Source organism: Corallococcus terminator, from assembly GCF_049194865.1.
Classification (GTDB): domain Bacteria; phylum Myxococcota; class Myxococcia; order Myxococcales; family Myxococcaceae; genus Myxococcus; species Myxococcus terminator_A.
This window is the reverse complement of the sequence record NZ_JBLZWL010000112.1, coordinates 1-21,303: the sequence shown is the minus strand read 5'-3', so window position 1 is coordinate 21,303 and position 21,303 is coordinate 1. Positions and strand designations below refer to the sequence as shown.

General features: G+C 68.3%; 16 protein-coding genes. 11 read left to right on the top strand and 5 right to left on the bottom strand.

Annotated features, from left to right (window positions below):
* Positions 1-33 precede the first annotated feature (33 nt).
* Positions 34-1,005, bottom strand: coding sequence for a sigma 54-interacting transcriptional regulator (locus tag ACN469_RS34355; RefSeq protein ID WP_498774992.1), 972 nt, complete (start codon positions 1,003-1,005; stop codon positions 34-36).
* 676 nt (positions 1,006-1,681) lie between these two features.
* Here ACN469_RS34355 and ACN469_RS34350 point away from each other — a divergent pair.
* From ACN469_RS34350 to ACN469_RS34340, 3 genes are all read left to right on the top strand, one after another.
* Positions 1,682-2,233, top strand: a complete 552-nt coding sequence (locus ACN469_RS34350) for an SLOG cluster 4 domain-containing protein (protein ID WP_498774990.1) — start codon at positions 1,682-1,684, stop codon at positions 2,231-2,233.
* A gap of 135 nt (positions 2,234-2,368) precedes the next feature.
* Positions 2,369-2,770 (top strand): hypothetical protein, encoded by a 402-nt coding sequence (locus tag ACN469_RS34345; protein ID WP_498774988.1) that lies wholly within the window; start codon positions 2,369-2,371, stop codon positions 2,768-2,770.
* Between the two features lie 10 nt (positions 2,771-2,780).
* Positions 2,781-7,061, top strand: coding sequence for an AAA family ATPase (locus ACN469_RS34340; protein ID WP_498774986.1), 4,281 nt, complete (start codon positions 2,781-2,783; stop codon positions 7,059-7,061).
* Here ACN469_RS34340 and ACN469_RS34335 read toward each other — a convergent pair.
* Positions 7,054-8,523 (bottom strand): B12-binding domain-containing radical SAM protein, encoded by a 1,470-nt coding sequence (locus ACN469_RS34335; RefSeq protein ID WP_498774984.1) that lies wholly within the window; start codon positions 8,521-8,523, stop codon positions 7,054-7,056. The genes ACN469_RS34340 and ACN469_RS34335 overlap by 8 nt on opposite strands.
* Positions 8,524-9,189: 666 nt before the next feature.
* Here ACN469_RS34335 and ACN469_RS34330 point away from each other — a divergent pair.
* Positions 9,190-9,726 (top strand): YceI family protein, encoded by a 537-nt coding sequence (locus ACN469_RS34330; RefSeq protein WP_498774982.1) that lies wholly within the window; start codon positions 9,190-9,192, stop codon positions 9,724-9,726.
* A gap of 9 nt (positions 9,727-9,735) precedes the next feature.
* On the opposite strand, the gene ACN469_RS34325 is transcribed toward ACN469_RS34330, so the two are convergent.
* Positions 9,736-10,752, bottom strand: a complete 1,017-nt coding sequence (locus ACN469_RS34325; protein WP_498774980.1) for an endonuclease/exonuclease/phosphatase family protein — start codon at positions 10,750-10,752, stop codon at positions 9,736-9,738.
* A 274-nt stretch (positions 10,753-11,026) separates the two neighbouring features.
* On the opposite strand from ACN469_RS34325, the gene ACN469_RS34320 reads away from it, so the two are divergent.
* Entirely contained in the window at positions 11,027-11,167 is a 141-nt protein-coding gene (locus ACN469_RS34320; RefSeq protein WP_498774978.1) for a hypothetical protein, read from the top strand.
* Between the two features lie 48 nt (positions 11,168-11,215).
* Here ACN469_RS34320 and ACN469_RS34315 read toward each other — a convergent pair whose 3' ends face one another.
* Positions 11,216-11,512: a hypothetical protein gene (locus ACN469_RS34315; RefSeq protein ID WP_498774976.1), complete on the bottom strand. Its 297-nt coding sequence runs from the start codon at positions 11,510-11,512 to the stop codon at positions 11,216-11,218.
* A 140-nt stretch (positions 11,513-11,652) separates the two neighbouring features.
* Between ACN469_RS34315 and ACN469_RS34310 the strand changes: the two genes are divergently transcribed.
* Genes ACN469_RS34310 through eno form a run of 4 tightly spaced genes read left to right on the top strand, consistent with a single transcriptional unit; the run spans position 11,653 to position 18,438 of the window.
* The gene (locus ACN469_RS34310; RefSeq protein ID WP_498774974.1) at positions 11,653-13,089 is read left to right on the top strand and encodes a DUF3375 domain-containing protein; all 1,437 of its coding nucleotides are present in this window, start codon (positions 11,653-11,655) and stop codon (positions 13,087-13,089) included.
* Entirely contained in the window at positions 13,086-13,700 is a 615-nt protein-coding gene (locus ACN469_RS34305; RefSeq protein WP_498774972.1) for a DUF4194 domain-containing protein, read from the top strand. Before ACN469_RS34310 ends, ACN469_RS34305 begins: the two co-directional genes overlap by 4 nt.
* Complete coding sequence (locus tag ACN469_RS34300; protein ID WP_498774970.1) at positions 13,697-17,095, top strand: ATP-binding protein; 3,399 nt, start codon at positions 13,697-13,699, stop codon at positions 17,093-17,095. The genes ACN469_RS34305 and ACN469_RS34300 overlap by 4 nt, the downstream gene beginning before the upstream one ends.
* 59 nt (positions 17,096-17,154) lie before the next feature.
* A complete protein-coding gene (eno, locus tag ACN469_RS34295; RefSeq protein ID WP_498774968.1) occupies positions 17,155-18,438 on the top strand; it encodes a phosphopyruvate hydratase in 1,284 nt (427 codons plus the stop codon).
* Positions 18,439-18,521: 83 nt separating this feature from the next.
* On the opposite strand, the gene ACN469_RS34290 is transcribed toward eno, so the two are convergent.
* Complete coding sequence (locus ACN469_RS34290; protein WP_498774966.1) at positions 18,522-19,553, bottom strand: hypothetical protein; 1,032 nt, start codon at positions 19,551-19,553, stop codon at positions 18,522-18,524.
* 185 nt (positions 19,554-19,738) lie between these two features.
* On the opposite strand from ACN469_RS34290, the gene ACN469_RS34285 reads away from it, so the two are divergent.
* Together ACN469_RS34285 and ACN469_RS34280 are read left to right on the top strand one after the other, a co-directional pair.
* The gene (locus tag ACN469_RS34285; protein WP_498774964.1) at positions 19,739-20,839 is read left to right on the top strand and encodes an ornithine cyclodeaminase family protein; all 1,101 of its coding nucleotides are present in this window, start codon (positions 19,739-19,741) and stop codon (positions 20,837-20,839) included.
* Positions 20,840-20,933: 94 nt separating this feature from the next.
* Positions 20,934-21,303, top strand: a 370-nt coding sequence (locus ACN469_RS34280) for a condensation domain-containing protein (protein ID WP_498774962.1), incomplete at its 3' end; no start/stop codon positions are given.

Here is a 21,303-nt window from a genome sequence, read left to right as displayed (position 1 = left end):
CCCACGAAGGCCCCGTGGTGACGAGGGCCCCTGTCAGCGCGAGTGCGCCTTGAGGCCATGCCGTCGCATCAGCTCGAAGAAAGCGCGGCGGTGTTTCCCGCTGGCACGAGCGGCGGCGGCGATGTTGCCCCCATGCTCCACGAGCGAGCCCTCCAGCCAGGCCTTCTCGAAGGCCTCCACCACGCGGCGCTTGGCCACCTGGAAGGACTCGCGGGAGGCGGAGGACCTCGGCTCGCGGTGGCCGCGGGGCGTGGACTCCTCCAGCAGGGGCAAGTCCTCCTCGTCGACACACGTGCCCGCGCGCGTGCACAAGAGGTAGCGCGCGCAGTTCTCCAGCTCGCGGATGTTGCCGGGCCACGCGTAGGTCATCAGCCGATGCCGCGCGGCCTCCGAGAAGGTGACGGGCGCCTTGCCGTACTCGTCGGCGTAGCGCCGCAGGTAGTACTCGAACAGGGGCTGGATATCCTCGGGCCGCGCGCGCAGCGGGGGCACGTCGATGGGCAGCACGCGCAAGCGGAAGAACAAATCGAAGCGGAAGTGCCCCGCCTGGGCCTCTGCCAGCAGGTCCGTGTTGGTGGCGGCGATGATGCGCACGTCGGAGCGGTACAGCCTCGAGTCACCCAGCGGCCGGTATTCCTTCTGCTGGATGAGGCGCAAGAGCTTCACCTGGCTGGAGAGCGGGAGGGCGTCCAACTCGTCCAGGAAGAGCGTGCCGTGCTCCGCCTCCGCCACCAGCCCCCGGTTGCGAGTCTTGGCGCCCGTGAAGGCGCCGCCCACATGGCCGAAGAGCTCGTTCTCGAAGAGGTCCGGCGGGAGGGCGCCACAGTTGACGGGGATGAACGGGTGGGGCGCGCGGGCGCTCTGCTCGTGGACGAGCCGCGCATACAGCTCCTTGCCCACGCCGCTCGGGCCCTGGATGAGCACCTCCGCGTCGTTCGTCGCCGCGGCTGCGACCAGCTCCATCAGCCGGACATGAATCGGTCCGCGCCCCAGTACCATGGTCATCGACGAGTCCCCCGGCTGTGTTCGTCACGAGCGCCCCGGACCTGGGACACCCTTGGCTCTGTGCCGCCGACGGTTGAACGCGCGCCCGGGGTTTTCTTCCCTCACGCCGTCGCTTCAGTCGTGGGTGCCGATGTGCTGGTCCCCGTGCCGCTCACAGACCCAGTGGAAGGCGCACGAGCATGCCACCGCGCGGGCGCTTGAACAGCACCGCCCCCCGAAATGCTCGGGCAGCGGCGCCTCCTCCTCCTCCGGCGGGTCCGGCAACATCAACGGAGCATCCCGCCCCGACTCCGCGGGTAGCGCACCGCAGCAGCCCCGCTTCATGCAACGGGGGCATAAAGACAGCTCGCAGTTCGCGCACCAGTCGAAGATTTCACTGGGGCCACCGCGCCGCTCACATCCACCACAGGTGTCGAACAAGGCCGACCTCCAGGCTTGACGTGAAGGAGGGTAGGGAGGGGGTCTGACAGGTGGAGGGCTCCTGGGGGGACCCACCCCGGTGCTCGCGCCGTCCTGCAAGTGTCATTTCAGCGTCTGTCCTGGGGTGGATCCTTCCGTCGGTGAACGGCGGACGCCAGCTCTGTGAGGCACTGAACGGTTGCGCCGGATGCGTCGGACGCACATGGAAGAAGCTGGGGGTAGGGCCGGTCACAGGTCCGGGAAGGAGTGGGCATCCATGCGCAGGGAACGGCGGATCATCGGAGTCTTCGGATCAGGCCAGGAAGAGCACCGGGAGCGTGTCATTCCGCTGGCTCGGTGGATCGCCGAGGCGGGATTCGACCTGCTCACCGGCGCCGGCAGCGGCGTCATGCGGGCCGCGGCGGACGCGTTCGTCCAGGTGGTGGGTCGAAAGGGAATCTCCATCGGCATCGTCCCTGGCACCGTGAAGGACGGCGACTACGTGCCGCGCTCCGGCTACCCCAACCCCGGGGTGGAGCTCGCCATCTACACCCACCTCCCCCTCAGCGGAGTGCAGGGCACGGACCCCCTCAGCCGCAACCACATCAACGTGCTCACCCCCCATGCGCTCGTGGCCCTGCCGGGGGGCGTCGGCACCTCGGCGGAGGCCTCGCTCTGCCTGCGCTACGGCAAGCCCATCATCCTCTTCGGTCCCCCGGAGGATTTCCGCCGCTTCTCCTCGGAGCTGGAGCGCACCGACTCCCTCGAGCGCGTCGCCGAGTTCATTCGCGCCTCCGTCCGTGAGCCCGCCAGGCCCCTTGCTCCCTGAGCGAGAAAACCCAGGAATGCTGGGTTTGATCGAGGGCACTCGAAGCCGGGGGAAAAACGACTAGGATGCGACGCCTGGGGTTCACTGAGTGCTCCACGCTGAAGACTCGGGTTCTGCGTCGTTCTGTGCGTCGACATGATCAGTGCTGAATACCCACTCGCCAGTTGGTTCCTCGCCGTCTCGACGACGTTCTTCCTGCTGGTGTTCGCGCTGCCGTTGTTGCTGATGCCGCTGCGCTGGTCGCGGTGGTTCGGCTGGGCGCCGGTGCAGGGGAACACGGACCTGACGGTGTACTTCGGCCGCTGCCTGGGTGGGGTGGCGCTGGCCATCATCCTGACGGTGGTGCGCTACATTCCGGAGCCCCGGAGCCAGCCGGCGCTGTTCGAGCTCATCGGCTGGGTGTGCGCGGCGATGGTGGTGGTCCACGTGTGGGGCGCGCTGAGACGGGCGCAGCCGCTGTCGGAGACCATCGAGGGCTTCTTCTACGCCGTGGTGGGCGTGGTCGCGATGTGGATCCGCTTCCGGACGTTGGGCTGAGGGCACCCGCATGTCGTCGTCGGACATCGACCTGGTCCTCTCCTCGCTGCGGCCCTACATCCCTGGCGCGCTGCTTCGCCGGTTGGAGGACACGGAGGCGCACGCGCTGCCCCCGGTGGAGGCGGTGCGCGGCGCCATCCTGGTGCTGGACATCGCGGGCTTCACGCCCATCGTCGTCGGGCTGAGCGGTGAGGGCCCTCGCGGCATCGACGCGCTCCAGCGCCTGCTGGAGAGCTACTACACGGAGATGATCGACGTCGTGAAGGAGCACGGCGGCGACATCTACCAGTTCGCCGGTGACTCCATCCTCGCGTGCTTCGAGCCCGCGGAGGGAGAAGGCGACGCGGAGGCGGTGGCTCGTGCCGCGCGCTGCGCGTTGGATGTGCAGCGGCGACTGGCGCGCTTCTCCCGGCTGGAGCTGTTGGGGCAGCGCTTCGCGGTGTCGTCGCGCATCGGCATCGGCGTGGGGGAGTCGCACCGAATCGTCCTGGGGACGACGGGCATGTGGATGCACCCGGCGCTCGTGGGACGGCCGCTGGAGCAGGCGGTGGCCGCGGAGAAGCGGGCCCAGGTGGGCGAGGTCCTCCTGAGCCGCGAGGCGTGGGCGCTCTTGCCGGACCTGGCCCGAGTGGGCGACGAGCGCGATGGCGCCTTCCGCCTGGAGCCCTCGGTGCCGCTCACGGCGCGGCCTCCGCCCACGTTCAGCTTCCCCGGGGGCGAGGAGCTGGTGGGCCGCTGCGCGCTCCTGCTGCACCCGGTGCTCTTCACCCGCATCACCACCGCGCACCAGGAGCTGGGCGGTGACTTCCGCGACCTCACCTGCTTCTTCCTGCGCTTCAAGACGGACCATCCGCCGTACGAGGTCGAGGACTTCACCCGCGAGCTGAACGCCTTCTACGAGCACGTCCAGCGCGAGAGCGCGCACCACGGCGGCGTGCTCCTGATGACGGACTTCACCGACAAGGGCAACGTCCTCTACGTCCTCTTCGGCGCGCCCACCGCGCAGCAGAACAAGGAAGTGCTGGCCAGCCGGCTGGCGTGCAAGCTCTTGCGCGAGCGCGAGTCCTTCCCGTACGTGCGCGAGCTGCAGATTGGCATCGCCACCGGACACGCCTACTTCGGGGACATGGGCTCTCCCTGGCGCAAGGGCTACTCCGCGCTGGGCGAAGTGGTGAACCTGGCCGCGCGGCTGATGACGTACGCGGACGGGGTGGGCATCCACATCGACGCGCAGACGGAGCGCAAGCTCCAGCAGGGCGGCTTCACCACGGAGTTCGTGGAGGACGCCACGCTCAAGGGCGTCTCCCGCGCGGTGCCCATCTACCAGCTCAAGGGCGAGGTGCGCCGCAGCCTCTTCATCAAGGGCCGAGGCGGCATCGTCGGGCGCGGGCGCGAGCTGGGGCAGCTCCACGCGGCGGTGGAGGAGTCGCTCTCGGGCAGTGGCCGGCTGTGCGTGGTGTCCGGCGAGGCGGGCATCGGCAAGTCGCGCCTGGGCGCCAAGGTGGTGGAGGACGCCGAGTCGCGCGGGGCGCGCAGCCTGTACGGCATCTGCTACTCGTACGAGATGTTCACGCCCTTCTTCCCCTGGAAGGAGGTGCTCGTGCAGCTCTTCGGCCTGCACGAGGGCGACGACGTGGACGCGCAGCTCGCGCGGCTGCGCCAGGGTTTCGACGGGCTGGAGGACGCGGGCCTGGAGTGGATCCCCGTCATGGCGGCCATCCTGGGCCTGGGCGTGGAGGAGGACCCGGCCACGGTGGGGCTGGATGCGCGGCACAAGAACCAGAAGGTGTTTCAAATCATCTTCCAGCTCCTGGAGAAGCACGCGCGCCAGACGCCGCTGCTGCTCTTCTTCGAGGATCTGCACTGGGCGGACAACATCTCCGTCGACCTCATCGAGTACGTGGCGGCCCGGCTGGCTCCGCTGCGGCTGACGCTGCTGGTGACGATGCGGCCCGGCGAGCAGCTGCGCAACGTGCGCGACGACATGCCGGGGCTGTGCCGGTTGGACCTGTCCAGCCTGGATGACGAGGACACCCGCGCGCTGCTGCGCGTGCACCTGCGCATGGAGCCGCCCGACACTGCGCTGGAGGAGGTGCTCCTGTCCAAGGTGCAGGGCAATCCGTTCTTCGCGGAGTCCATCGTCCAGGGACTGGTGGAGGGCGGCTACCTGGGGCCGGTGTCACCGGGTGCGTCGCGGCGGGAGCTGAAGCGAAGCCTCCAGACGCTGGTGCTGCCGGACTCCATCCAGGACGTGGTGCTCGCGCGCATCGACCTGCTGAGCGAGACGGAGAAGCTGGTGGTGAAGGTGGCGTCCGTCATCGGCCGCCTCTTCACGCTGGACGCGGTGGCGGCGCTCGCGCCGGGCTCGGTGTCCCGCCAGCGCATCCGCGAGGCCATCGACACGCTGACGCACCTGGGCCTCATCCTCCTGGAGGTGGAGGAGCCCTACACCTGCATCTTCAAGCACATCGTCATCCGCGACGTCGCCTACAACACCCTGATGGTGTCGTCGAAGGAGGACCTGCACCGCCGCCTGGCGCGCTTCCTGGAAGCCCGCGCGGGTGAGAACACCGCCGCGTCCGCGGGCATCCTCGCCTTCCACTTCCTCGCGGGCAACGACGAGGTGAAGGGCCTGGAGTACACGCTGATGGCGGCCCGCGGCGCGCGCGGCCAGTACGCCAACGACGACGCCCTCCACCACTACAACCGCGCCATCGAGATCCTCTCCGGCACGATGGAGCTGGACCCCGACGAGGTGCTGCTCAAGACGCGCCGGGTGATGCAGGAGCTGGCGGAGACGCTCCTTCAGGCGGGCAACTACGCGGGCGCCATCCACATGTTCGAGCAGTGCCTGGCGGACGAGGAGCTGGAGTCACGCCGCGCGGAGCTGCACCTGGGCCTGGGGCGCGCGCATCAGGAGAAGGGCGAGTCCAAGCGGGCCATCCAGGAGCTGGAGCGGGCCATGGAGTTGATGGGGCAGCGCATGCCAGGGAGCCTGCCCGCGCTCGTGGTGCGCACGCTGCTGGCCTTCGGGCTGCACCTGCTCTACGCGCTGTTCCCCTGGTTGGCGCGACCCCTGGGCTCCCGGCTGCCGCTGTATCTCAAGCAGCTCTCCACGCTCATCTCGCTCATCAAGATCTACTACTTCAAGGACATCGCCAAGCTCACCTGGGCGACCATGGTGGCCACCATCATGGCGGAGCGCTCGCGCGGGGAGCGGGGCTTGAGCCTGGCGAGCAGCTACTACGGCTCGCTGCTGTTCGGCTCGGGCTTCCTCGGACTGTCGAAGCGCTGGTGTCTGCGCGCGCTGGACTACGCGCGGCGAGCCAGGGACCCGGCGGCGGAGGGCATCGCCCTGAGCCGGCTGGCCACGCTGGCCATCTTCAGCAACGAGCTGGCGCAGGCGACGCAGTACGCCGAGCAGGCCATGTCCCTGCTGCGCCAGGTGCGGGACATGTGGGAGGTGCAGACGGGCCTGATGATGCTGGGCGCCAGCCAGTTCCTCGCCTCGCGCTTCGAGGGGGCCGAGCGGGCCTTCGTGGAGATGGGGAAGATGGGCGAGGAGCTGCACGCGCTCATGCACCAGGGTTGGGCGCACTCGTGGATTCCCATGTGCCGCTACCTGCGCGGCGAGGGCGAGGTGGGAGAGCTGTGCGCGGAGCTGGAGGAGGGCCTGCGCATCAGCATCGAGGTGCAGGACCTGGCCAACCAGTGCGCCAGCCTCAACCACCTGGTCAACGTGACGGTGCGCGAGCATCTGGTGGAGGAAGCGGGGCTGATGGCGGTGCGCGCGGACGAGGCGCTGTGGCGCTACCACGTGCTGGTGCCCTTCCTCCAGATTGGCCTCGTCGACGCGGCGGAGGGCGCGCTCTTCGCGCTGGAGCAGGGCGCCGTGGCGGTGCCTCGGGAGACGCTGTGGGCCATCGTCCGGCGCTGCCTCTTCAAGGCGCGGCTGTTGGGGCGGCACTACCCGTACATGAAGGGGCCCGCGATGCGGGTGACGGCGCGCGCGCTGGCGCTGAAGAAGGGCGGCAAGGCGGCGGAGTCGCTGTTCCTCGGCGCCATCGCCTTCCTGGAGGACACGCCGAACCGGTGGGAGACGGGCGTCGCGTACCATGACGCGGCGGTGGCGCTGCCGCACCGGCGCGTGGAGTTCCTGGCGCGGGCGCGCGACATCTTCCAGGCCATTGGCGCCCAGGCGGAGCTGCGGCGCCTGGACCGGCTGGAGGCCGAGCTGGGCCTGACGCCGCCGGCCCCGGAGCAAGTGCCTCTCGCCGTCGCGGTCAGGTGATGCGCTGCGGCTGGAGGCCCAGCGCCGCCATCTGCTTCGTGTCCCAGTCCTCCAGCGCGTCCAGGCCGGCGATGTAGCGGCGGGCCGGGTTCTTCAGCGGGTTGCGGATGCTGAGGATCTCGGGCCCGGCGAAGAGGATGGTCTGCTTGTAGCGGGGCAGGTTGCTCAGGGTGAGCTTGGACCAGTAGTGCCGGGCGATGTTCGGCAGGCTCCCCAACTGCGCGCAGAGCCGGTGGAAGTGGTCCACCACCTCGGAGGGGTGCAGGTTCTTCGGCCGGTGGCAGAGCGTGTAGCCGTCGTAGTCGCGGCTGACGGTGCCGGGCAGGAGCCGGTCCTCGGCCTGCAGCTCGCGGAAGAAGGGCGTCTCCGGGTACGGGCTGACGATGCCGAGGAACGTGACGGAGAAGTACTGGAGGTCCGCGAGGTACTCGGGGATCTTCTCCAGGTACTCATTGGTGTCGCCGTCCGAGCCGACGATGAGGCCGAAGGACAGGAGGATGCCGGCGGAGAAGGTGCGACGGATGACGGCGTCGACTTCCGAGAGCGTGTTCTGCCCCTTGTTCATCGCCTTGATGGACTCGGGGTTGAGTGACTCCAGGCCGGTGTACACGTAGCGGCAGCCGGCCTTCGCCATCAGCTTCACGAGCGAGTCGTCCTTGAGGACGTTGAAGGTGAGCGCGCAGCCCCAGGTCTTCTTGAGGGGAATCAGCGCCTCGCACAGCTCGCGCAGGTACTTGGGAGAGCCGCCCAGGTTGTTGTCGAGGAAGATGAAGGCGTCCTTCATCAAGCCCAGGTAGTTGGGGTTCCAGCGCATGCGCGTCTGGATTTCGTCGATGACCTGCGCGACGGGGCGGTAGCGGTAGCGCTCATTGCCTGTGAGGACGCAGAAGTTGCAGCTGAACGGGCAGCCGCGCGATGCCTCGATGCCGGGCAGGCGCACCTTGTTGTGCGTGAAGTCGATCAGCTCGTAGCGATACGGCTGGATGGCGGTGGGGCCGAGCGACGGCCGCTCGTAGCGCTTCTGGAGCTGGCCCTTCTCGAAGTCCGCGATGAGCGCGGGGACGTTGGACTCGGGCTCGCCGGTGATGACGGCGTCGAAGTACAGCGCCGCGTCGTCGGGGAAGTGCGTGGCGTGGCGGCCCCCGGCGACGGTGGTCATCCCTCGCTGTCGGAACAGCGTGGAGAGCACCTTGGTGTGCTCGTAGTAGGAGTGCAGGTACGAGAAGAAGACCAGGTCCCAGTGCCGGTCCAACGGGATGTCCACCTCCTTCTCGTTGAAGACCTCCACCTCCGCGTGCTTGGGGCACAGGCCGGCGATCAGCTCCGGCACGGAGGACTGCATGATGGAGGGTTCCTTGATGCGCAGGCGCGTGGGGTGCGTGTACGTGGCGATGACGGCGATCCGCATGCGAGGCTGTGGCTCCAGGATGAAGCGGCGCGAGCGAGGATTCGCCGTCGACATGTCGGAGCCTCCCCCTCGTGAGTCCGTATTCCCAGAATCCTCCGGGTGAGCCGACTTGGCAAAAATGCCAGCGGCTGTGTCCCGATGGACCCCACGCCGCTCAGGCCCTCGTCATGCTCTGGAAAGCCCGACAATCCCGACGTGTCGTTGCACTCCAGCAGGACGAAGCGACCTTCCTGGGTCTTCAGGACCTGGTGCTTTCGCGTCTGTTCGCAGGCTGGGGAAAAGGCGCCAGGGCATCCGAGTGTACGGGCCTTGTTTGTTTTACGGTCGCTCTTACCGCGGGACTCGCGGCAGTGGGCACGCGGCCAGCCTCTGCGTGAGACGCTGGCTGCTTCGCGTCCCCGGTCGCCCGGGGGTTGCTACCTTAGGACCGTTAGAGTGGGCGTGTCGGACTCGTACGGCCAGACACCCCGGCGACTGAGGTTTCGCGGCTTGTTCTCTTCTCGCAGCGGTGCCACGCCTGACGACACCTCACTCAATGTCTGACAGCGGACATGCTCGCCTGGGCGCGCGCCGGGTCGGGTGTGCATTCACCAGGTGTCTCAATGCGTGAAGCCTCATCAGAATTGACCACTCCGGGTGGTTTCTTTCTCTAGGATGGCTGTGTCCGCGGTGACCCGCTCGCGACGCTCCCCCTCGATTCCTCACCAACGAGCTCCCCCCATGCCCGTGACTTCCTGGAACATCGACCCCGCGCATTCCTCTGTCTTGTTCGTCGCCCGCCACATGGTGGTGGCGCGGGTGCATGGCCGCTTCGAGCGCGTCTCCGGCGTGCTGCGCATGGACGCCGATCAGCCCACGCAAGGCGAGGTCGAGGTGAGCGCGGACTCCGCCAGCATCTACACGGGCTCGCCGGACCGTGACACGCACCTGCGCTCGCCCGACTTCCTGGACGTGGAGAACGCTCCGAAGCTCACCTTCCGCAGCACGGGCCTGGAGCCCACGGGCGGCTCGGGCTTCCGGCTCCTGGGGGAGCTGACCATCCGCAACGTGACGAAGCCCGTCGTGTTCGAGGCACGTCACACCGCCACGTCGAAGGACCCGTGGGGCAGCACGCGGCTCATCTACACCGCGAAGGGCACCATCAGCCGCTCAGACTACGGCATCCGTTGGAACAAGACGCTCGACAACGGTGGATGGCTCGTCGGCGAGAAGGTGGATATCGAGCTGGACATCCAGGCCGTGCCCGCCGCGAGCTGACGCTTCACCTCAAGGCGAGGGAAGGAAGTCCGCCACCACGGCGGCGTGGTCCGAGCCGCCGAACCCACGGGTTCCTTCCCGTGCCGCGCGGAACGTGCCCGGCACATAGGTGCCACCGGAGGCGTTCGCGACGAACAGGTGGTCGATGGCCTGCTTCTGCCCGGAGTACATATAGGTCCAGGTCTGGTCATCCGGCCGGTCCTTGGCCACGCGCAGCAGGGCTGAGTCGCGCTCCAGCGCGGTGATGGGCGCCGAGCCGGGCACATCGTTGAGATCTCCGCCCAGCACCACCAGCGCCTTGGGCGCGCGCGCGGCGGCCTGCGAGACGATGGCCCGCGACGTGTCGGCCTCCGCGTAACGGCGGCCCGGGTCGTCATCCACCTTCGAGCGGAAGTGCGCGGCGAAGACGATGACCTCCTTGCCCCGTACATCCAGGTGGACCTCCAGCAGCTCGCGCGAGAAGCGCGTCGTCGAGCCATCCGGCCGACTCAGGATGCGATCTCGGTGGCTGCCCACGGAGGTGATGGGGAAGGCGGACAGCACCGCCACGTCCACGGACGCCGTCCCGCCCGTCTCGCCGAGCACGGCGTGAGGGAACTCCGGGAGCCGGGCCTGGAGCGCGTCGAGCCCGACCTGGGTCTCCACCTCCGCGAGCATCACCACGTCCGCGTCGAGCGTGGTGATGGCGCTCGCGAGGCGACCCACCTGGGCATCGAACTCGCTTTGAGAGGGCAGGGCTTCGTACTCGGAGCCGCCGCACTTGCCGGAGTCGCAGACGGTGTCGAAGAGGCGGTGCACGTTGTACGCCGCGATGCGCACGCTGCCCTCGGGCCGGAGCGGCTCGCTGCCGCCGCAGCCTCCGGAGGGACACTGACTCCCGGGTCCTGGGTTCTCCGGAGGGGGACGCCCCTCACAGCCGAAGAGGCCGAGCAGCAGGCCCACGAGCAGCGGAGCGCGGCGAAGAGAAGAGACGGACGCGCCGACGACGACCGAGCGGTGCGGGCCACGGATGGGAAGTGGGTGCATGCGTCGGGCACAGTACCACCGTGAGGTGGAGCGGCCTCGCCGAGGGGACGCCTCCGTCCTCGATTGCACTGGGGGCATGAGCTGGTAGGGTCCCGCGCCGTTGACGCCACCCGGCATTGTCCTCGGGGCGACCTCTCGGCGGGACCACGAGGGAGCGGGCGGTTCGGTCCCCGTGAGGGTGGGCGAGGTGCCACTCTTCCTGGACGGGGCGGACGGTGACGTCTTTCATCGGGGATGCGGGGCGGGTGCTGACTCTGTCGAAGGAGGCGTGGACGTGTTCTGGGAGATTCTCATTGGCGCCGCGGTGATGACGCTCGTCACGGTGCTCTTCACGGGGCCCGGGATGTGGAGCTCCAGCTGGGGCTGGAAGAACGACAAGAAGAAGGGGAAGGACCCGTCCAAGCCGGACGTGTAGTCGAGCACCGTGAGAGCAGGCGGACGGGCGCTCGACGTGTTTCAGAAGCTATTGGCAGATACCCGGACAGTCCGCTCCGCCCGTATCGGGTGAGCAGGAATCCGTGGAGTCATCCACGCACCGGGCATTGGGGCCGGAGGCGACGCAGCCGCCGAGGAAGCCGCCGCAGCACTCCACGTAGCCGTCAGGTACGTCGCACGTGGAGGAATAGGAGGCGCAGTCGCCTGTCGGGGGCCGGGCGAACACCGTCACCTGGACGCAGGCGCCCTCGTCATCGTCGTCCGAGCCACAGGCGCTCCACAGCAGCGCGCCCAGCACCAGTCCTGCCCGCATGAGTTGGTTCATGAGGGGCATCTTGGATGACTCCCGTCGCTGGCTTCGCGCGGGCAGGCAACCAACCAGGCAGGGCGCTCACTTTTCATCAAAGCAGCCACTCCATGAGGTCACCCGGGCATGTCAGAGGCGCGGTGTATGGGTGATACGTCATGGACTTCGCGACGCTCGAATCCCTGCGACTGAAGCATCCCGCTTGGCGGCTGCTCGTCGCGGACCACGCCTCCCTCATCGTCAGCTTCCTGCACCGCGTCTTCGTCGAATCCAACGCTCGCGCCATCCCCCAGCGGGAGCTGGTGCTTCGCCTGGAAGACCACCTGCACGCGCTGCGAGAGCGACGCGGAGAGGCCGCGTTTCCTCGCGGTGCCGGTGCGTATCTCGATGAGTGGGCCGCCGACAGTGCTGGCTGGCTGCGCAAATTCTATCCGCCCGACACGGATGAGCCGCACTTCGACCTGACGCCCGCGGCGGAGCGCGCCATCCGCTGGGTGAATCAGCTCACCGAGCAACCCTTCGTCGGCACCGAGTCACGCTTGCTCACCGTCTTCCATCTCCTCCAGGAGATGACCGAGGGCACCGAGCCGGACCCCGACGCGCGACTGGTGGAGCTGGAGCGCCGCAAGGCGGAGGTGGAGGCGGAGATTGCTCGCGTGCGCGCGGGCCACCTGGACTTGATGGACGAGTCCGCACTCAAGGACCGCTTCCAGCAGATGTCCGACACCGCGCGCGGCCTGATGTCGGACTTCCGCGCGCTGGAGGACGGGTTCCATGCCCTGGACCGGCGCGTGCGGGAGCGCATCGCGACGTGGGAGGGCACTCGCGGCGAACTCCTGGAGACGGTGCTGGGCGAGCGGGACGCCATCAACGGCTCGGACCAGGGGCGAAGCTTCCGCGCCTTCTGGGACTTCCTCATGTCCCCCGAGCGCAAGGAGGCCCTCACCCGGAACCTGGAGCGCGTCCTGGCGCACCCGGCGATTCAATCGCTCCAGCCGGACTCGCGCCTGCCGCGCATCCACTTCGACTGGCTGGAGGCGGGCGAGCACACCCAGCGCACCGTGGCGAGATTGTCCGGACAGCTCCGCCGCTTCCTGGATGACCGCGTCTGGTTGGAGAACCGCCGCATCCTCCAGGTGCTGCGCGGAATCGAGAAACATGCCCTCGCCGTGCGCATGCGTCCGCCCACCGCGTCCCTCATGTCGCTGGACGAGCTGGCGCCCACGCTCGAGCTTCCACTGGAGCGCCCCATGTACTCACCGCCCGCGCGCAATCGGATGGCGGACGAGGAGGTGCTGGATGCGACCGAGGACGTCCCCTCCGAGGCCCTCTTCAACCTCGCGTTCATCGACAAGGCGCGGCTGAAGACGCACGTCCGCGAGGCCCTCCTGTCACGCGAGCAGATCTCCCTGGGGGAGCTGGTGCGGGAGCATCCCTTGCAGCACGGCCTCGCGGAGCTGGTCACCTACCTGAGCCTGGCTTCTGAAGACAGACGTTCCTCGGTCGACGAGGCCCGCACGCAAGAACTCTTCTGGACCGATGCGAGCGGTCATCCCCGCCGCGCCACCCTTCCCCTGGTGCTCTTTCTCCGATGACGACCCCCGCTCCGCGTCCCTCCGAAGGCCCCGATGCCCTGTCCCTCGTCGTCGTCTCCCTCTTGAAAGGCGTGGTCTACCGCGAGGAGAGCTCCGCGCTGTGGCAGTCCCTGCTCCAGTTGCAGGCCCGCGTGAGGGACCAGGTGTCCGTGCTCGGGCTGCGGCTGATGCTCGACGAGTCGGAGGGACATGCGTTCCTGAAACAGCGCTCGGAGGGGGAAGGCGCAACCGAGCTGCCACGGCTCATCGCCCGCAGGCAGCTGGGGTATGGCCTGAGCCTGTTGCTCGCGCTCTTGCGCAAGAAGCTGGCGGACGCGGACGCCGCGGCCGGTGGGAGCCGGTTGGTGCTCCGGCGCCATGAGCTGCAGGAGCTGGTGAAGCTGTTCCTTCCGGATGGCACCAACGAGGTCCGGTGGGTGGAGCGGGTGAATCAAGACATCGAGCGCGCGGTGGAGATGGGGTTCCTCCGAAGGCTGGGGGAGGAGGACACCTTCGAGGTCCGCCGCGTCCTCAAGGCCTTCGTCGATGCGCAGTGGCTGGAGGACTTCGAGCAGCGGCTCGCCGCCTACCGCGCCCAGCTCGTCGAGAAACAACAAGGAGGTGGGGAATGAGCACGGTGCGTCCTCTCACGCAGGCGGACCTCTTGGATTTCAATGCCCCCAACGGACGCGCGGGGTTCCGACTGCACCGGTTCGAGGTCTACAACTGGGGCACCTTCCACCAGCGCGCATGGCACCTGGAGCTTCAGGGCGAGAGCGGGCTGCTCACCGGGGATATCGGCTCGGGCAAGTCGACGCTGGTGGACGGGCTGGTGACGCTGTTCGTCCCGCCCCAGAAGCTCGCCTATAACAAGGCGGCCGGCGCGGAGGCTCGGGAGCGCTCGCTGCGCTCCTACGTGCGAGGCCAGTACAAGTCCGAGCGTGGGGAAGGAGGGCAGGGCGCCAGGCCCGTCTTCCTCCGTGACGCGCCGACGTACTCCGTGCTGCTCGCCCACTTCCACAACGAGGGCTACGGCCAGGACGTCACGCTCGTCCAGGTCATGTGGATGCGCGAGCCGGAGGGCCAGCCCGCGCGGCTGTACGTGGTCGCGGATGGCAAGCTCTCCATCGCCGAGCACTTCTCTCGCTGCGGCTCGGACCTGAACGCGCTGAAGAAGCGCCTCAAGGACCTCTCACGCGAGGTGCACGAGACGTTTCCTCCGTATCAGGCGGCCTTCCGGCGGCGCTTCGGACTGGAGAACGAGCAGGCGTTGGACCTGTTCCTCCAGACGGTGTCGATGAAGTCCGTGGGCAACCTGACGGACTTCGTGCGCCAGCACATGTTGCCTCCCTTCGACGTGGAGACGCGGCTGGCGGCGCTGATGGGGCACTTCGATGACCTCCACCGCGCGCATGAGGCGGTGCTCAAGTCCAAGCGGCAGGTGGGCCGGCTGGAGCCGCTGGTGGCGGACCACGAGCGCTTCACCGTCCTGTCCACGGAGCTCGATGCGCTGCGAGGCTGCCGCGACGCCCTGCGGCCCTGGTTCTCCGAGCAGAAGGCGCGGCTGTTCGAGGCGCGGCTGGCGGGCCTGGAGGCGGAGCGCGAGCAGGTGCGTCTCGAAGCGGAGCAGGTGAGGGAGCAGCGCGAGCGGCAAGGCGCGGACCGGGACCGGCTGCGTCAGTCCATCTCCGCCAACGGGGGAGACCGCCTGGAGACCGAGAAGGCGGAGCTGGTCCAGCGCAGACATGAGCGAGAGGAGCGCTTGCGCAAGGCGGACCGCTACGCGCGGATGGCCCAGGCCGTGGGGCTGCCGGCCGCGACGGAGCTGGAGGTCTTTCTCTCCAACACGCGCACCGTCCAGCTCCAGCGCGAGGCGACGGCGGGTGAGCTGGCCGAGGTCCAGAACACGCGCACCGAGGTCGTCATGGAGCTGCGCGACCTGAAGAGGTCGCATGAAGCGGTGTCCGTCGAGCTGGAGGCGCTTCGGCGTCAGCGCTCCAACATCCCCGCGCGCTTCCTCCACCTCCGGGCCCGGCTGTGCGCGGACCTGAAGCTGTCCGAGGACACACTCCCGTTCGCCGGAGAGCTGCTGCGCATCCGTGACGAGGAACGGGACTGGACGGGGGCCATCGAGCGCGTGCTGTACTCGCTGGGCGTCTCCCTGCTGGTGCCCGACGCCGAATACGCACGGGTGAGTCAGTGGGTGGACCGCACCCATCTGAACGAGCGGCTCGTCTACTACCGCGTCCGGGAAGAGGCCCAGGCGCGGGTGGCTCCGGCACGAGCCGAGTCACTCCCGCACAAGCTCGCCCTCAAGCCTGGCTCCAGCATGGCGCCGTGGCTGGAGGCTCAGCTCACCCGACAGTTCGACTACACCTGCTGCGAAACGACGGAGCAGTTCACGCGCTCGCGTCAGGCGCTCTCCCGTTCCGGGCAGGTGAAGTCGGGCGGGGAGCGGCACCTGAAGGACGACCGGCGTCGCATCGATGACCGCTCGCAGTGGGTGCTGGGTTGGACGAACGACAGCAAGCGACAGGCGCTGGAGTCGGAGGCTCGGGCTCTGGAGGCGCGAATCCAGGCAGCCACGGCGCGGTGGGAGGCGCTCGAGCAGCGCTGCGCGAGGCTTCAGACCCAGGCCGAGCAACTGGGGCAGCTCGCCGTCTTCGACACCTTCCGTGAGCTGGACTGGCGCCTGGTCGCCAGCGACATCCAGCGCAGGGAGGAGCGACTCAAGTCCCTGGAGAGTGAGTCCGACGTGCTCAGGGGCTTCGAGCGGGAGCTGGACGCCGTCGAGAAGGAGCTGGCCGCGACGGAGCAGGCCTTGAAGACGGTGGAGAAGCGCCAGGGACGGCTTGAGGAGAAGGAGGACGCGACGCGGCGGACGCTGGCGGCCTGCCACCGCACGCGGGCCGAGGCGTCCGAGGCCATCAAGGCCTGCTACCCGCGCGTGGCCACGCTCTGCGCGGAGGGCATGGGGGGCGCGGTGCTCGAAGCGGACGCGTGTGACGAGCGGGAGCGACAGGTGCGCGAGCGGCTCCAGTCCCGCATCGACAGCGAGGCGCGCAAGCAGGAGCGGGTGCGTGACGCCCTCCTCGCCGCGATGCAGGCCTATCGCACCGAGTTTCCGCTGGAGACCCAGGAGCTGGCGGCGAGCCTGGAGGCGGCGGCGGAATACGTGGCGCTGCTCGGCTCGCTGCGCGCGGATGACCTGCCTCGCTTCGAGGCGCGCTTCAAGAGCCTCTTGAACGAGAACACCATCCGCGAGGTGGCCAACTTCCAGGCGCAGCTCCACCGGGAGCGGCAGGGCATTCGCGAGCGCGTGGACACCATCAACCGCTCGCTCCGGGCCATCGACTACAACCCGGACCGCTACATCGTCCTGGAGCTGGTGCCCACGGCGGACGCCGACATCCGCGAGTTCCAGCAGGACCTGCGCGCCTGCACGGAGGGCACGCTCACGGGCTCGGGCTCGGGCTCGGGCTCGGATGACGCGTACTCCGAACAGAAGTTCCTGGAGGTGAAGCGCATCATCGAGCGCTTCCGGGGACGCGTGGGCGAGGCGGAGGCGGATGCGAAGTGGACGCAGCGCGTAACGGACGTGCGCAACTGGTTCAGCTTCTCCGCCTCGGAGCGCTGGCGCGCGGATGACCAGGAGCACGAGCACTACGCGGACTCGGGCGGCAAGTCGGGCGGACAGAAGGAGAAGCTCGCGTACACGGTGCTGGCCGCGAGTCTGGCCTACCAGTTCGGCTTGCAGTGGGGCGAGACGCGCTCGCGCTCGTTCCGCTTCGTGGTCATCGACGAGGCCTTCGGGCGGGGCTCGGACGAGTCGGCGGCGTACGGGCTGGAGCTGTTCCGCCGCCTGGACCTGCAGCTGCTCATCGTGACGCCCTTGCAGAAGATTCGCGTCATCGAGCCGTACGTGGCCAGCGTGGGCTACGTGCACAACGAGGAGGGGCGCCGCTCGCGGGTGCGCAACCTCACCATCGAGCAGTACCGCGTGGAGCGGGAGGCCCGGAGCGCGTGAGCCCGACAGTCGGGGACTCGCGTCTTGACGCACTTGGACTGCTTCGCTACGAAGGCGCGATGACTACAATCGTCGGTGTCGTAGGCCGTGAGATTCTGGACAGTCGCGGCAATCCCACTGTCGAAGTCGATGTCATCCTGGAGAACGGCATTCGCGGTCGCGCCGCGGTTCCCTCCGGTGCCTCGGTGGGTACGCACGAGGCCGTGGAGCTGAGGGACGGCGACAAGAGCCGCTACCTCGGCAAGGGCGTGCTGAAGGCCGTCTCCGCGGTGAACAACGAGCTGTTCAACGCGGTTCGCGGGATGAACGCGGAGGCGCAGCTCGAAATCGACCAGACGATGATTGCCCTCGACGGCACGCCGAACAAGAAGAAGCTCGGCGCCAATGCCATCCTCGGCGTGTCGCTGGCCGTGGCGAAGGCCGCCGCCGCCGCGCGCGGGCTGCCGCTCTACCGCTACGTGGGAGGTGTCTCCGCCAACCTGCTGCCCGTGCCGATGATGAACATCATCAACGGCGGCGCGCACGCGGACAACCCCATCGACTTCCAGGAGTTCATGATCATGCCCGTGGGAGCCAAGTCGCTCTCCGAGGCGGTGCGCATGGGCGCCGAGGTCTTCCACACCCTGAAGAAGGGCCTGTCCGAGGCCGGCCACGGCACCAACGTGGGCGACGAGGGCGGCTTCGCGCCGAACCTCAAGAACGCCGAGGAGGCCCTCGACTTCATCATGAAGTCCATCGAGAAGGCCGGCTACCGCCCCAACGAGGACATCGCCCTGGCGCTGGACTGTGCCGCCAGCGAGTTCTTCAAGGACGGCGTCTACGACTACGAGGGCGAAGGCAAGAAGCGCTCCGTCGAAGACCACGTGAAGTACCTGGAGGGGCTGGCGGCGAAGTACCCCATTGTCTCCATCGAGGACGGCCTGGCCGAGGACGACATGGCCGGCTGGAAGCTGCTCACGGACCGCATCGGCAAGAAGGTCCAGATTGTCGGCGATGACCTGTTCGTCACCAACGTGACGCGGCTGGCCGACGGCATCAAGAACGGCATCGCGAACTCCATCCTGGTGAAGGTCAACCAGATTGGCACGCTGTCGGAGGTCATGGCCGCCGTGGAGATGGCGCACAAGGCGGGCTACACCGCCGTGATGTCCCACCGCTCCGGTGAGACGGAGGACGCCACCATCGCGGACCTCGCCGTCGCCACCAACTGCGGTCAAATCAAGACGGGCTCGCTGTCCCGCGCGGACCGCACCGCCAAGTACAACCAGCTCATCCGAATCGAGCAGGAGCTGGGCAAGGTGGCCCGCTACGGCGGTCGCTCCGTGCTGCGCGTTCGCTCCTGAGTGACGCACCGGCGGCCGGGCGAAGTCGTCCGGCCGTCGTTCCGGCCGTCACGCGGGTGAGTCCCTCCGCGTGACGGCGGGGCTCACGTCGCGAGCCCCAGGTTGCGCCGCACCGCCTGCTGCCTCACCTTCCAGATGAGGCTGTCGACGATGTAGTGGTGGAAGTTGAGCGTCTGGACGATGAGCAGGCTGGCCGCCGGAATCCACCCGAGTCCCTTGAGGATGAAGGTGTAGAGCAGCGCGGAGATGCCGATGCAGACCACCAGGTAGTGGACCATCCGCCGGCTCTGGCTGAGCGTGGAGAGGAACGGGTGCGCCGGGCTCACCTTGTCCCCGAAGCGGCGGTTGTGGAACAGCCAGACGATGAGGATGTACTGCGCGTTGTGCCACACGTTGAGGCCCAGCCAGCCCGTCTCCAGGCTGGGGATGACGAAGTAGCCCAGCGTGAACATGCCCGCGTGCGTGGCCAGGTAGAGCGTCTGCACGGGACTGCCAGTGCCGGCGCGCAGCGCTCGGACCTGGAGCACCGCCCAGGCCGCCACCGCCACCAGCGCGCTGGCCGCGCCCACCCACGCCACCTCCTGGGGCACCGGCAGCATGCGCACGTCCAGCTTGAGGAACGTGGTGGAGCCCTGCGCGGAGCGGTGGAGCAGTCCCGCCAGCGGCAGGAGATACAGCATCCACACCGTGGCCGGGTTGTCCGAGGGCGGCCGACGCGAGGCCCGGTCCAGGATGCGGCTGACGCCGTAGCTCTGCCGCAGGTAGTGCCACCCCTGCCAGTAGAAGTAGATGCTCATCAGCGGCCAGACGCCCGCGAACTTGTACACGGCGAACGTCCCGCTGAAGACGAGCAGCGGCAGCACCCAGATGTGGAAGCGGTGCTGCTGTCGGCTCTCCCCATCGAAGCCCAGGCGCGTGAAGGTCGACACCACGTGGTGGTAGCCGAGCAGCCACACGTCGATGGTCAACAGCAGGGGGAATAAAGAGGGTTTCGCCAGCGCGGCCAGGGCGAAGACACAGCCCAGTCCCGCGGTCCCCAGGATGAAGAGAAGGTCGAATCGGGGATTGCGAACCCAACCCCACGACAGCTCCGAGGTGTCCGTTCGAGTGCTCACGGCGCGGAACGATACGGCTTGTTCTTAGGCCCTGTAAATCGTGCAATGTCGGCAAGTGTGGTCATGGGCAATCAGGGGTGATTATTCTTCTGGTCTGGTAATGGTGTGTCTGTTTGTTTTGATTGTCTTCACAGGCCTCGCGGCATGATGCAGAGTGAGCGCATCTCCACCCGATGGGAGCGCCCGTGAAGACACTTCTCGTCACCCAGGCGGACCTGCGCAAGCTCGTGCAGGAGGTTGGACTCGATGCCCTGATGGACCAGGTCATCGAGGCGGTGGAAGGCGCTTTCCGAGCGTTCGATACGTCCAGGACGGAGTTGCGGCAGCGGGACGGTTTCACGCTGCGCAATGCTCGGACAGGCGTGCTGGAATGGATGCCGGTGATGCGTCAGGGTGAAACAATTACAATCAAAGTGGTGGGCTACAACCCGCTGAATCCCAGGCGCTATGGGGTTCCCACCATCATCGCGACGAACAGCGTTTATGACTGTGAGACGGGGCATCTGAAGGCGGTGGTGGACGGGGTGCTGGCCACGGCGTTGCGCACGGGGGCGGCGTCCGCCATCGCGAGCCGCCATCTGGCGGACCCGGAGAGTCGGGTGGTGGGGCTGGTGGGGTGTGGGGCGCAGGCCGTCACCCAGTTGCATGCGTTGTCCCGCGTGTTCACCTTCCAGCGGGTGCTTGCCTTTGACGTGGACCCGGCGGCACAGCGCTCCTTCGCCAGGCGCGTGGGCTTCCTCGGGTTGGACGTGCGCGCGGTGCCGCTGGAGACGGTGGAGGCGGAGGCGGACATCCTGTGCACGGTGACGTCCGTGGGCGTGGGCGAGGGGCCGGTGCTGGAGGACGGGCGGCTGCGGCCGTGGCTGCACGTCAACGCGGTGGGCTCGGACCTGCCGGGGAAGGTGGAGCTGCCGCGCTCGCTGCTGGAGCGCAGCCTGGTGTGCCCGGACTTCCTGGCGCAGGCGCTCGTCGAGGGAGAGTGCCAGCAGCTTCGGCCCGAGCAGGTTGGCCCGAGCATCATCGAGGTGGTGCAGCATCCCGAGCGCTATGGGGACTGGCGAAAGCGGTCCACGGTGTTCGACTCCACGGGGTTTTCGCTGGAGGACGAGGCGGTGACGCGCGTCCTCACGGAGCTGGCCCGGAGGCATGGGTTGGGCATGGACGTGGAGCTGGAGTGCCTCGCGGGGGATGCGCTGGACCCCTATGACCTGCTGCTGCCGGACCGGGGTGTCCAGCCCGCGCCGGGTGAGCCGGGGGACTCCCGACACAAGGTCCGCGTGGCCTGAAGCACGGCTTCTCTTCCTCTTTTTGCCTCTCACGCGGGAGCCCCGTGACTCGCCCGGCGGTGCCACGGGACTTCGCGAGGACTCGAGGAGCACCATGTCGCAGAGCGAGCAGTCCACCCGCCCGAAGGTGGAGCGAGCGGGGCGCCGGCCCCCGTTGGTGCACCAGCCGCACGGTGGCGTGGTGGAGCAGTCCTTCGTGCAGCAGCGGCTGTGGGTCCTCGCTCAGCTCGACCCCGAGGGGCTCGCCTACAACGCTCCCTTCGCCGCGAGGCTGAAGGGGCGGCTGGAGGTGAAGGCGCTGGAGGAGGCGTTTCGCGCGGTGATGTGGCGGCACGAGTCGCTGCGGACGACGTTCGGCGAGGTGGATGGCAGGCCGGTGCAGCGCATCCACGAGGCGGTGGAGTTCGAGCTGCGCGTGGAGGACGTGGCGGAAGGGGAGGTGCTGGCGCGAGTGGAGGAGGAGG